At 62.9% G+C, this 12,425-nt stretch carries 9 protein-coding genes; 6 read left to right on the top strand and 3 right to left on the bottom strand.

The annotated features are described in order from the left end of the window. Window positions 1–59: 59 nt before the first annotated feature. The 3 genes from F4Z81_14405 (at window position 60) to F4Z81_14395 (ending at window position 4,735) form a co-directional block, all read left to right on the top strand. On the top strand, window positions 60–1,775 hold the full coding sequence (locus F4Z81_14405; protein MXW06237.1) for an SIS domain-containing protein: 1,716 nt from the start codon (window positions 60–62) through the stop codon (window positions 1,773–1,775). Continuing rightward, window positions 1,759–2,715 (top strand): HAD hydrolase family protein, encoded by a 957-nt coding sequence (locus F4Z81_14400; protein MXW06236.1) that lies wholly within the window; start codon window positions 1,759–1,761, stop codon window positions 2,713–2,715. Before F4Z81_14405 ends, F4Z81_14400 begins: the two co-directional genes overlap by 17 nt. 142 nt (window positions 2,716–2,857) lie before the next feature. After that, on the top strand, window positions 2,858–4,735 hold the full coding sequence (locus F4Z81_14395; protein ID MXW06235.1) for a bifunctional homocysteine S-methyltransferase/methylenetetrahydrofolate reductase: 1,878 nt from the start codon (window positions 2,858–2,860) through the stop codon (window positions 4,733–4,735). Between the two features lie 74 nt (window positions 4,736–4,809). Here the strand turns inward: F4Z81_14395 and F4Z81_14390 are convergent, their stop codons facing one another. Together F4Z81_14390 and F4Z81_14385 are read right to left on the bottom strand one after the other, a co-directional pair. Continuing rightward, window positions 4,810–5,274 (bottom strand): hypothetical protein, encoded by a 465-nt coding sequence (locus F4Z81_14390; protein ID MXW06234.1) that lies wholly within the window; start codon window positions 5,272–5,274, stop codon window positions 4,810–4,812. Between the two features lie 156 nt (window positions 5,275–5,430). Beyond that, a complete protein-coding gene (locus F4Z81_14385; GenBank protein ID MXW06233.1) occupies window positions 5,431–7,446 on the bottom strand; it encodes a DUF2339 domain-containing protein in 2,016 nt (671 codons plus the stop codon). Between the two features lie 293 nt (window positions 7,447–7,739). Between F4Z81_14385 and F4Z81_14380 the strand changes: the two genes are divergently transcribed. From F4Z81_14380 to F4Z81_14370, 3 genes are all read left to right on the top strand, one after another. After that, the gene (locus F4Z81_14380; GenBank protein MXW06232.1) at window positions 7,740–8,840 is read left to right on the top strand and encodes a Gfo/Idh/MocA family oxidoreductase; all 1,101 of its coding nucleotides are present in this window, start codon (window positions 7,740–7,742) and stop codon (window positions 8,838–8,840) included. 46 nt (window positions 8,841–8,886) lie between these two features. Continuing rightward, on the top strand, window positions 8,887–9,849 hold the full coding sequence (locus tag F4Z81_14375) for an aldo/keto reductase (GenBank protein ID MXW06231.1): 963 nt from the start codon (window positions 8,887–8,889) through the stop codon (window positions 9,847–9,849). Between the two features lie 165 nt (window positions 9,850–10,014). After that, window positions 10,015–10,347 carry an L-rhamnose mutarotase gene (locus F4Z81_14370; GenBank protein MXW06230.1) on the top strand — a complete coding sequence of 111 codons (333 nt, stop codon included), beginning with the start codon at window positions 10,015–10,017 and terminating at the stop codon, window positions 10,345–10,347. Window positions 10,348–10,388: 41 nt separating this feature from the next. Here F4Z81_14370 and F4Z81_14365 read toward each other — a convergent pair whose 3' ends face one another. Beyond that, window positions 10,389–12,404: a hypothetical protein gene (locus F4Z81_14365; protein MXW06229.1), complete on the bottom strand. Its 2,016-nt coding sequence runs from the start codon at window positions 12,402–12,404 to the stop codon at window positions 10,389–10,391. Between the last annotated feature and the right edge of the window lie 21 nt (window positions 12,405–12,425).

The raw sequence follows: 12,425 nt of genomic DNA, 5'->3' as shown, positions 1-12,425 counted from the left end.
AAATTACACGTGTTAAGAGATACCGGCCGCTCGAGTGACTCCCCATAAGGTGGTATTTCGTGATCCAGGAGATCGACCGGACCCGCAGGGTAGTGGGTATCGGAAGCAACGTCGTGGACGTGATCTACCGGGTGAACCGGATCGCGGGACCGGAGGAGAAAACCTATATCCTGCCGGATGAAGCGGGATCGGTCGTCACCGAGATCGCGGGCGGGGTGACGCTGAACCACCTGGCCTGGACGGCCCAGATGGGGGTACCTGCCGGGCTGTTCGGATTTCAGGGAGATGACCGGTACGGCGCGATGATCCGGGACGAGATGGACCGCCACGGCATCGACCGGTCGGCCATTCGGGTCGTCGAGGGACGCGCATCGGGCTTTTCGGTGGTGAACGTGGCCGAAGATGCGGACCGTGCGATCTACATGGCCCGCGGCCTGACGGCGGAGACTACGGCCTCACACGTGGAGACGCATTTCGCTGACTACATTCGGTCGGCTGCCATGGTGACGACGGAGATCTCCCAACTCCCGCTGGATGCCGTCATCGCCGTGCTGCGGATCGCCCGCGAGGCCGGCGTGCCCACCGTGCTGGACGTGGATGTCCCCCCGGATTTCGCCATCGAAGTGGCCGGACTCGGTTCGGCCGAAGATTTCGAGGAGGCCCTGCGTCTCGCCGACGTCGTGAAACCCGCCAAGGCCGCCGCCCTGCAGATGGTGGAAGCCGACACTTCCGAAGAACGGGCAGAGGGTATCTACAACCGATACGGCGCCCGCCTGGTGGCCATCACCGAAGGAGCGCAGGGCTCGGTCGTCACCGACGGGAATCAGACGGTACGCGTGCCTGCGAGACCCGTGGAAGCCCGGGACACCACCGGCGCCGGGGATGCCTTCCTGGGCGGACTGATAGCGGGACTTTTCCACGGGCTTTCTTTACGGGATACCGCATCGCTCGCCAACGCCTGCGGCGCCGTGTGTTGCCGCATCCCAGGGGCTTTCCCGCAGCTGGGATCGAGCCGGGATGACGTGATGGCCCTGTACGAAGGCGCCCCGATCCCTGCCCGGAACGCAGCCGAAACCGTGGCCGCCTCGGAAACGGCAACGGCGAAAGTCGAAACAGCCGATTCCACCGAGACCGCGTCGGCCGCGGCGACTCCCGGCACAGCGATCCCCGGTGCGGCCGGACTGAAGGCCGTACAGCGGACCGCCGAAGCGCTTTCCATGCTGCATGAAGGCATGTCCGACACCTACTTCGACGAAGCCATCGCAATCATTCGGAAGGCTGAAGCCGCCGGGGGGCGCGTACACGTCACCGGCGTGGGGAAGTCCCGTCATATCGGCCGCAAGCTGGCGGCCACGCTGCAGAGCACCGGCACGAAGGCGTATTTTCTCGATCCGGCCGACTGCAATCACGGAGACAGCGGCCAGGTTGCGCAAGGGGACGCGGTTATCGCCCTTTCCCACAGCGGGGAGACCGCGGAACTGATGGCCGCCGTGCAGACCCTCATCGCCAATGGGGCGACAATCATTGCCATCACGGGGGACCCTTCATCCAGTCTGGCCCGGTCGAGCGCGGCAATCCTGCACGTGCCCGTGGCGGGCGAGGCCGGCCCCCTCGGCCTCGCGCCGACGGCGAGCACGTCCTGTCAACTCGCCGCGGCCGACGGGCTTGCCATGGCGCTGAAGGCCGGCCGCGGATTTTCCCGGGAGGACTTCGCCCGTTATCATCCAGGCGGGAGCCTTGGAAAGCGACTGAAGGATAGTGAAACAGAAACCTGAAGGTTCGGAAAGGGACGCCATGACCGCGGAAGTACCGAAAGCAGTACCGAAAGCCAGCGACGAAACCCCTGAAATCAAGCTGATCGCCTTCGACCAGGACGACACGGCGCTGTTGCCCGACGGCAAGCCCTCCTCCGAGGGGCTGCACGCCATCGAAGCCGCCCTCGAACAGGGCCTGGTCGTGAGTTCCGTGAGCGGTCGCAACATCGACCGCAGCTGCGAGCCTTTCAGCGATGCGCGGCAATTGTTCGACCGGCTTTACGTCATCGCCAACAACGGCGGCATCATTCTCGGGCCGGTCCGCCAGGGGCAAAGGCCCTTGCTCTTCGAAAAGCGTATTCAACGGGACGTCTTCCTGGACCTGCTGGATTTCATCGAGGAAAACGGATTCAATTTCGTATACAGCTGGCTGCGCGTGACGGAAAGCGGCCCCCTGGACAGCGTGATCACCAACGAGTATACCCCCTCCATCGCATCCATCGAGGAGCAGAGCCGCGCCGCCGTCGACCGGGACGACGCCCTTATGGCGAGACTGAGACAGGGCGACTATCCCCCGCCGCCCAAGATGCTGATCCTGCCCGGCCTGGACCGGCGCGAGGCGGTCCTGGCGGATTTGAATGCCCGTTTCGCCTCCCGCCTCTATCTCGTCAAGACGAATCCGGACCGGATCGAAGCCATGCACGCCGACGTCAACAAGAAGGTCGCCGTCGAGTTCGTCGCGCGCGAGCACGGGATATCCATGGATCACGTGATGGCCGTCGGGGACGGCGACAACGACCTGCCCATGCTGTTCAACGCGGGCCTGGGCGTGATCATGGAAAACGCCCAGGACGCGGTCAAGGACGCGGGCCGGGCACAGGGCCTGGTCATCGCCCCGCCGAACCACGAGAACGGCTTTGCCTGGGCGATCCGTCGATACGCGTTAAACAACGGCCATTGAACCAGGCGCGTCGATACGTGCCGAACGGCGGCCCGAGTGCGGCGCTTCTGAACGACTGCCCGAGTGCGGTGTTGCCGAACGGCGGCCCGAGTGCGGCGATTCTGCCCGACGGCCACGGTGCGGCGCCAACGGATTCCCACCCATGAACACATCCCTCCTCGACCATCTCCGGTCCTCCCTGCTTGTGGCGGACGGTGCCATCGGAACCATGCTGTACGCCCGCGGCGTGCCCATGGAAGTCTGTTTCGACGAGATCAACCAGAGCCGGCCCGATCTGATCCGGAAGATCCACGAGGAATACGTGGACGCTGGCGCCGGGCTGATTGAAACCAATACTTTCGGGGCTAATGCCCTGTCCCTGTCGAAGTACAATCTGGAAGACCAGGCGGAGGCGTTGAACGCCCGGGGCATCGAGATCGCACGGCAGGCCGTGGGCACCCGCGCCTACGTGGCCGGCGCCGTGGGTCCGGCCCGGGGACTGCCCCACCGGGAATACACCGAAGACGACCACAGACGGGTGTATACGGAACAGATCGCCGCTCTTGCCGGCGGCGGCGCGGACGCGATCATCCTGGAGACCTTTCTCCGGCTCGATGACCTCAAGGCGGCACTCGCGGTCTGCCGGGAAGTCTGCGGCCTGCCGGTGATTTGCCAGCTTGCGGTGGACCAGTACGGACAGTCGGACGACGGGTTCGAGGTCGTGGAGGCCTTCGACCAGTTGGGTGCGGCCGGCGCCGACGTGGTGGGGGTCAACTGCCGCAGCGGTCCCAAGGGCCTGTTGGACGCCCTGGCGCCGGTTCCCTTAACGGAGGGGCTGGTGCTCTCGGCCTTCCCGAATGCCGGTTCCCCCGTTTACGTGGACGGCCGGTTCATCTACGAGGCGACGCCGGAGTACTTCGCAACGAGCGCGCTCCGCCTTCGCGACCAGGGCGTGCGGCTGATCGGCGGGTGCTGCGGTACCATGCCCGAGCACGTGCAAGCCATGGCCCAGGCCCTGGAAGGCCAGGAGATCGTCACGCGCAAGAAGGTCCTGCCGGTTGAAGTCCGGGTCCCGGCGCGTCCGGCGGGCCCGGCCCGACCTGCCCGTCCCGCACCCGCGCCCCCGGCGGTTGAACCGTCGATCGTGGATCTGGTCAAGGAACGGGTGACCGTCATTGTCGAGCTCGACCCGCCCCGGGACCTGGATCACGGGCCTATCGTGCGGGGAGCAGAAGCCCTGAAGAAGGCGGGCGCCGACGCCCTCACCATGGCCGACAATTCCCTGGCTGTCACGCGGATCAGCAACATGGCGGTAGGACAGATCGTCAAGGAGGAGGCCGGCATCAGGCCGCTGCTGCACATCACCTGCCGCGACCGGAACCTGGCCAGCCTGCAGTCCCAGGTACTCGGACTGCACGCCCTCGGCATCGACCACGTCCTCGCCGTCACGGGCGATCCCGTCAAGTTCGGCGATCAGCCGGGGGCGAGCAATGTCTACGACATTTCGTCCTTCGAACTGATCCGGCTGATCAAGCAGATGAACGAGGGCGTGGGGTTTTCGGGCCGCACCCTGAATGGCAGGACCGCGTTCACCGTGGCGGCGGCCTTCGACCCCAACGGACCCAATTTGGAAAGAAGGATCAGGAGGTTGGAAAGGAAGGTCGAAGCCGGCGCCGACATGATCATGACGCAACCCCTCTTCGACCGACGCCAGGCAAAGCAACTCTACGAGGCGACCCGGGATGCCGGCGTACCCATTCTGCCGGGCGTCATGCCGCTCGTCAGCGACGGCAACACGGAGTTCCTCCACAACGAAGTGCCCGGCTTCGTCGTGCCCGACGACGTGCGAGCCCGCATGGCCCGCGTCGGCCGTGGACGCAAAGCCCGACGAGAGGGCGTCGCCATCGCCAGGGAACTCATCGAGTCCGTCCTGACGTACTTCAACGGCCTCTACCTGATTACGCCCTTCAACCGTTATCCCATGACGGTGGAACTGACGGAGTTCGCCCTGCAGGCCACTGCGCGCAAAGCACCCGAGTGAGCACCGGGGTGAGCACCGGGGTGAGCACGGGTCGACCCGTGGACCGGTCCACGCGCGGTTCGGTCTGACCAGCACTAACCGCCGTAAAGCAGGCCGGCAATGATCGACCCGGCAATCACGAGCAACATAGCCATCATCTTGTTGTTCGCCGATGTCACGAAATGCTCGATCTTTGATTCCTGTGATTTGAACTTCTGCTCAACCAGATCGAATCTCCCCTCGGTTTTGGTATCCAGTTCCACAATCATTTGTTCTAATGCTGCAAACTGAACCCCGTTCCTGGCGTTCATCTCGGCCAGCTTATCATCAACGACCCCCAATCTACTGTCTATCGCGGCGAACCTGCCATCGATCGCCTCGAAGCGTCTTTCGTTCCTGGTGTCCATCTCGGCCAGCTTATCCACGACGACCCCAAACTTGCCATCGATCGCCTCGAATCGAGTTACCAACATATCCTCCAGTGAATGGAAGAGTGAGTTCACCTCCGTCACCGTGGCGAACACCTCAGCCGGCGATTCCTTAACCTTGTCGTCTCCCATGATTCCCTCCGTTGAATAGATGGATGCGCTTGTGAATGGACCAATTCGATAGGGTCTATCGAAATAGTCGGAGGGCTTTTGTAATCTCTCGCACGTTTTTTTCAATCGAGATGATCGATTCAGGCTGGGATAGACGAGCCAGGAAGGCGTACCGGGTCAGGAAGCCGGCCGGTTCCGGTAGTAGAGGTAGGAGACGGCGATGAGTATGGCGCTCAGGCCTAGGAAGGCGACGATACGGTAGAGGGTGTCCAGGAACATGAGGTCGAAGACAAAGACTTTCACCACGGTGCAGCCGAGGTAGACGATGGCTGCCGCGCGCAGGGCGGGGATGTCCTGCCACCGTCCAAGCGTCATGACCAGCGCCGCGCCAAACAGCCACGCGCCCGATACGGCGAGTTGCCGCAGGTTTGCCAACTGCTCCGTCGAGCCGCCTTCCGTCGTGACAGACAGGTATTGAAAGTAGTTGAGGACTTCCACCGTGCCCCAGACCAGGAGGAGAAAGGTCCAGGCCAGGTGGAAGACCGCGTAATGCCGGCGGTCGCTCTTCGATTCGGTGCGGCCCCGCAGCATGCCGGCACAGGCGAGCAAGGCTCCGCCCACGACCCAGTACGCGGCGGTGCGCGACGAAAATACCGGCGCATAGTTTGAAACCAGGTTGAATACGTAGGCGCCGCCAAAGAGAAAGATCCCTACGAACGAAAGCGCCAACAGGGCCGTACCGGCGTGCCGGACGGCGCGCACTTCGCGGTATGCACCGAACCCGAACAGGATCAGGGCCTCAAAGGCCCAGATGACGACAGTGACGTAGGGGGAGAAAAAGCTCAGTGGTGCGCGAACCGCCAGCAATATGGCCGCGGTCGCATGCACGGCGGCCGCGGATCGGTCGTCTGTATTGCGCGTGATCCAGGCGGTCAGCACGAAGTAGGCCAGGGAGAGGAAGGCCGTGGCGATCCCTTCTGAATAGGCCAGGTAGTTTTGTGGAGTAAGAGACTGGAACCCGATGAAATCCCATATGCCTTCCGTGTGCCGCGAAAGGCGCATGAGCATCACGTAGAAACCCAATGCGTTGACGGTTACCGCGATCCATCGCCACCGGCGTTTTCCCGTATCGCCGGCCGCTGACCGGTAGAGACTCAGCCAGGCGAACAGCGCCCACCACAGCGTCAGGAAGGCCAGCGCCGTTCCAAAACCTTCGGGCAGATCCGCCCGAAACGACCAGGTCAGGTACGTGGCGTAGGTTGCCGCGATACCCAGCGGCTCGAGCACTCTCCAGTGGCGCCGGTTCAGCAGCACCGCGATCAGGCCCGCGTCGAGCAGGGTGATGTAGACAAATAGTCCGAGGGTGTTCAACTGGGCGGTGACGAGCAGGAACGGCGTCAGAAATCCACCGGCCCATCCGAGCAGGGCGATGGCCCGTGCGTCGTAGCGCAGGGAAAGCAGCAGGGCCGCGGCCGTCACCAGGGCCATCAGCAGAAAGGCGGCGGGTTGCGGAACGAGGCGATAGAAATCGTAGGCGGCGTAAATCGAAAGATAGAGGATGCCCACGCCCGCCCCGGTCAGGCCCTGCGCGAATACGGACATGCCGCGCCGGTGGAACCGGTGGCCGCCGGCAACCAGCAGCAGGCCGGCCACTCCGCCCAGGACCACGCGCGCCGTCTCGTTCAGCCAGTCGTTGTCGAAGGCGTATTTCAGGAAGAATCCCACGCCGAGGATGAGGGCGAGGGCGCCCACGCGATTCAGCAGCTTGCCACCGATCAGGGTCTCCCACTCCTCGCGGGTGCGGGGCCGGAGCATGTGGGACAGCCGGCTGGCTGCGTCGCCGGCTCGCGCCTGGTCCGGCACTTTTGTGGGCGGATGCGCGGCCCGCCCCTGGTCCAGAGCGTCCGCGACAGGTTGTGCGGCCCGCCCCTGGTCGGGAACGCTCTCGGCCGGATGCGTGGATCCTGCGGTCTCCGGTTCCGTCGCGTCGTCCGGACCCGGTGCGTCGTCAGGACCCGGTGCGTCGTCCGACCCCGGCGCGTCGCTACTGGACATCCCCGCAACCGGGTCTGTTACATTCTTCAAATATCGTCGGACGGTGTCCTCGAGGTGTTTTACGCGCCCCGAGAGAGACAGGAAGGTCCCGATGAGGATGAGGAGCAGGATTACGTTGATTACTATCAGCAGTTCCATCGTACTGAATCTTATGCTATTTCCGTGCGCCGTGTCAAGTCATGTCCACCGGGGTTAGATGCAGTGCGCGGCGACGTCCACGTGATCGTCGACTCCCCTCCGCGGGCACCGCTTGCGTCATCGAAGACACGTCGCGTAGCGCCGCATTCGGGATCGTTGACACGGTCCATACCGCCGTCTATATTTCGATATCCGATTTTGACCAACTATTGGTCCGGCACTACCGGTCGCCGGGCTTCGTCGCATCGTCACAACTCGTATACACGCAAAATCCGTCCTGGGAGGAGTCTTAGATGTCCACGGTCTATCGTGTCGGCATAATCGGGTGTGGCAGCATCTCGCACCTGCACATGAATGGATACCTGGGAGAAGAGCGGTTCGAGGTCGTAGCGCTTTCGGACCCTGTGGCCGAGGCCAGGCAGGATTTCGGCGACCGGTACGATATTGGAAAACGCTACGCCGACGCCCGGGAGATGCTGGACGAGGAGGGGCTGGACGTCGTCAGCATCTGTACGTGGCACAAGCTCCACGCACCCCTGACCATCGCCGCCTGCGCGCGCCGTCCGAAGGCCATTCTCTGTGAGAAGCCCATGGCGGTCAACATGGGCGAATGCGACGAGATGATGATCGCGGCCCGCCGGAACGACGTCAAGCTGGCCATCGCCCACCAGCGCCGGTTCAACCCGGTGTGGACCGATGCCCGGAACCTGATCGCCGAAGGCGCCATCGGCGACGTGCGGCACGTCCACTGCAGCGGCAGCCAGGGCCTGCTCAACGACTGCTCCCACATGTTCGATTTCATGCGCTACGTCATGAGCGATCCCGCGCCCGAATGGGTGCTCGGGAATATCGAACGCAAGACCGACCGGTACGAGCGCGATATCCGGATCGAGGACCGCAGCGCGGGTATCGTCGGCTTCGACAACGGGGCCGTGGGACAGCTTCTGCAGGAGCTCCATCCGGAACGGCGGCAGGGCGGCTACCTCTACGGCACGGACGGCATGATGGACGTGAACGAGCAGCGCGTCCTGCTCATCAACTCGAACACCGGCGGCTGGGAAGAGCACCCCTCGACCGGCGAGGACCCTAGTGTGGGCCAGGCGGTGGAACTGGCGGACTGGATCGAGGGCAAGTCCGAACACCGGGGCGAGGCGTCAAACGGCCGGGCCGCCGTAGAGATCATCATGGGTATCTACGAGTCCGCCCGCCTCCACGAGGTCGTCCAGATGCCCGTGCGCACCCACAGTTCGCCCATCGAGGAGATGATCGAGGCGGGCGACCTGCCCGTGGAGCGCCCCGGCCGTTACGATATCCGGGCCTTCCTGCTGCGCGGGGAATCCATGCAGGGCGAGATGCAGGGCGAGACGCCGGACGAGTCTGATGAGGTAGGATGACCAGCATCAGGCCAGTGCGGCGAGACCCCGGCGCGCGGTAGCGGAAATCGGCCGCACCGGGCTTAAAGTTAAACGCCTGGGACTCGGCGGCGCGCCCCTGGCCGGGTTGTACCAGGGGGTTACCGAAGAGGCCGCCGCACGAGTCGTAGATACCTACCTCGGCCACGGCCTGGGGTTCTTCGACACGGCCCCGCTCTACGGCAGCGGCGTGAGCGAGACCCGCCTGGGTGCCGCGCTTGCCGGGCGCGCCCGGGATTCCTTCGTCCTCGCCACCAAGGTGGGGCGCCTCCTCGTGCCTGATCCAGAGCGCGACCAGGACGTCTGGTCCGACGATCTTCCGCCCGTCGGTCCCGTCTTCGACTACAGCTACGACGGCACGCTGCGCTCCCTGGAAGAAAGCCTCGCCCGCCTCGGACTCGACCGGGTCGATATCCTTCACATTCACGATCCCGACAATCATTACGAAGAAGCGATGGAGGGAAGTTACCGGGCGCTCGTCCGGCTTCGGGAAGAAGGGGTCATCCGGGCGGTCGGGGTCGGCATGAACCAGGCGAAGATGCTCGCCCGTTTCGCCACCGAAGGCGATTTCGACTGTTTTCTGTGCGCTGGCAGGTACACCCTGGTGGATCATACGGCGCTCAAGCGGCTGCTGCCCCTGTGCGAGGAAAGAAACATCAGTATCGTCATAGGCGGCCCATACAACAGCGGCATCCTGGCGCAGGGCGCCGTGGACGGGGCGAAGTTCGACTACCGCAAAGCGCCACCTCATATCGTGGAAAAGGTGCGGCGCATCGAAGCGGTTTGCGGCCGCCACGGCACGCCCCTCAAGGCGGCGGCACTGCAGTTCCCCCTGGCCCATCCTGCGGTGGCCGCCGTCATTCCAGGCGCGCGGTCGCCCGAGGAAGTGGACGAAAACGTGCGGATGTTTGAGTTCGAGATCCCCGCGGATTTCTGGTCGGAATTGCGGGATGTGGGTTTAGTTCCCGAGGACGCGCCGACGCCGGATTGATGTGGATGGGGGAGCCGGCATGTCCTTAAACGCCAAAAATAGCATTGTCAATATTGATTAAAATATCCATCAACATATAAATCCGTAATGGACACACCCGCCCGGCGGCTCGACATCCGCCCAGCGGCCCGACACCCGCCCGGCGACCCTCACAAGGAGACAACAATGGCATCACCCAAGCGCTACGGTATGGTCCTCAAGGTCAGGCCGGAACGGATCGAGGAATATAAGGAATATCATGTCGAGATCTGGCCAGGCGTGGCGAAGATGATCACGGAATGCAACATCACCAACTACTCCATCTACCTGAAGGACGGTTACCTTTTCTCCTATTTCGAGTATGTCGGAGACGACTTCAAGGCGGACATGGCGAAGATGGCCGCCGATCCTACGACCCAGGAGTGGTGGGACATCATGATGCCCATGCAGGAACCGCTGCCGACGCGGAAGGAAGGCGAATGGTGGGCGGATATGGAAGAAGTGTTTCACCAGGATTGATCATCGATCCGCGATCCCCAATGTACCGTACCTGATCCCGTCTACCAGTCGTTCCGGTCCGGAATGCCCCGACTGATGACGACGTCCAGCCCGGGCTCCGGCAGCACGCGTCTTGCCGACACGTCCGAAATACCCGCCGCGGGCCAGTCGCGCAACAGGCCACCCACCTGGCCGGTGGCGCTGTCCAGGAGAATGGCGGCGGAACGATCATCTTCTTCACCCAGCGTCACGACGCCCTCGGGGCCGGAAAGCGTGATCCGCGAGAGACGGCGGGGCCAATCCCCCCGTCCGGGAAGGACGAAGACGAAGAGCCCGCCCTCGCCGTCAATGACCTCGGTCATTCGGAAGGAGAAATTGAAGAGGAAGCGTCCGTTCCGGTCCTCTCCGGTGATCTCGTACGGACCGCCTGCCTCGGGAATCATCTGCGGGGCGTCCACAACGAATGCCGGTTCGAAGACAAGCTCACCGCTCATACCGACTCCACCCCAGAGAAGCAGGCTTCGGGCAGCAGGCGCAAAAGACGCGGCTAGAAGCGGCGCCTGTACCTGCGAGAGACGGTAGGCCATGGCCCTGTTGAAGTGGTATTCGCTGATCCACTGCGGATGACAGTAACTCATCAGATCCGAGGTAGAAGGGCCGACCAGCCTGTCTGCCAGCAAATCGTATCCCCAGGACCCGGTGGATCCGTCTGGATACGGATAGTTGGGATCGGGTCCGGCAGCACCTCCGCACGGGGCATGGAACAGGTTCATGTTGTGGCCGAGTTCGTGGGCTATAATAAGATCATCCAGAACAGATACGCTCACCGTGCTACCTATGCCGGCCGCCTGGCCGCCTCCTACTTCAAGCAGTCCCATGTAGTAGTGCTGTGGCTGTCCGCTCGCGCCGTCCATGATGCGTAATGCCGTAGTTTCGCGTAGTAAAGCGTCCCCGTTATCCAACACGAGTTCCGTCGTCGTCCATACTGGATCGCGCACGTTCACTACCAGGTCGTCCACCGGCAGGAGATCATGGGTGGGACGAAACAGATCGGATTGGGCCGACAGACCTGCCGTTTCCGCTAAGACCGATCTGTCGTCCGGGTCTTCTGTCCACAGAAAGGGTACCAGCGTAAGCTCCAGTGGTGGAACGTGCCTCACGTCCACGGATGTCCGGCCCATGGCAGGCAAGCGGCGGACGACGCCCGAGGAAGCCTCCGACAAACCTTCCGGATCGATCTCGATGACCATCTCCAAACCGGGCAGCAGCACCGATCCGGGTACCCGTGCGTTGGCCGATGCCGACAGGTCTCCCTCGTCGATCCCCTGCGGGATGTCGACAGCCTGTTCGGGTATGTCCAACGCATGGATTTCGGCCTCGCCCTGGTAGAACCTGGCCCTCATCGGAGGCATGGTTCCAATTATGTCCTCATTTGTCGTAAGGAATACGCGCAGGAGCGCTTCATCACCCGCCACTATCGGCACCGGTTGCTCCAGCGACTGCGTGGCCTGCGTGAGGTAGACCGTGGATTCCCCAGGGTCCAGATTGCAACGGGAGGAAACCCGGAGGTTGGGAATAGTGCGCAACCAGTCCTGAAATCCGAGATCCGGAGATGGACACAATCGCGTGTTGCTGAGCAACAGGTCATCAAGGTTCAGTCGGACGAGCCCCGGGGGCAATGTTCCGGACATGCCGGCGTTTCCCATGACGGCCAGTGTTTTCAAACTTGCCATTTCGCCTACGCTGTTCGGAATGTTGCCTTCCAGCTGGTTGAACGATAACCGCAGAGATTCCAGGTTTCCGAGTTTTCCGAATTCGGGTGGAATAGTCCCTGTCAACTGGTTACCCCTGAGGTCCAGTTCCCTCAGACTGCCGAGTTGCCCTAGTTCGTAAGGAATCGGTCCGGTCAACAGGTTATCGCTGAGATCCAGCCATCCGTCCAGATTACCGAGTTGTCCAAGTTCGGGAGGAATGGCGCCCGTTAACTCGTTGCCGCTAAGTCCCAGTGCCTTCAATCTACCAAGCTGCCCGAGTTCGGGAGGGATGAAGCCCGTCAACTGGTTAACATAAAGGTTCATGACGAGGAGAAAGCGATGAAG

It is taken from the genome of Gemmatimonadota bacterium (genome assembly GCA_009835325.1).
Lineage (GTDB): Bacteria > JAAXHH01 > JAAXHH01 > JAAXHH01 > JAAXHH01 > JAAXHH01.
Note: the sequence above shows the minus strand (reverse complement) of the source record. Positions and strands in the feature narration are given on the sequence as shown.

Excerpts from the sequence above, each read along its gene's own strand:
- F4Z81_14395 (MXW06235.1), top strand. The coding sequence starts at position 2,858 with ATGAACACATCCCTCCTCGACCATCTCCGGTCCTCCCTGCTTGTGGCG.
- F4Z81_14390 (MXW06234.1), bottom strand. The coding sequence starts at position 5,274 with ATGGGAGACGACAAGGTTAAGGAATCGCCGGCTGAGGTGTTCGCCACG.
- F4Z81_14385 (MXW06233.1), bottom strand. The coding sequence starts at position 7,446 with ATGGAACTGCTGATAGTAATCAACGTAATCCTGCTCCTCATCCTCATC.
- F4Z81_14380 (MXW06232.1), top strand. The coding sequence starts at position 7,740 with ATGTCCACGGTCTATCGTGTCGGCATAATCGGGTGTGGCAGCATCTCG.
- F4Z81_14370 (MXW06230.1), top strand. The coding sequence starts at position 10,015 with ATGGCATCACCCAAGCGCTACGGTATGGTCCTCAAGGTCAGGCCGGAA.
- F4Z81_14365 (MXW06229.1), bottom strand. The coding sequence starts at position 12,404 with ATGAACCTTTATGTTAACCAGTTGACGGGCTTCATCCCTCCCGAACTC.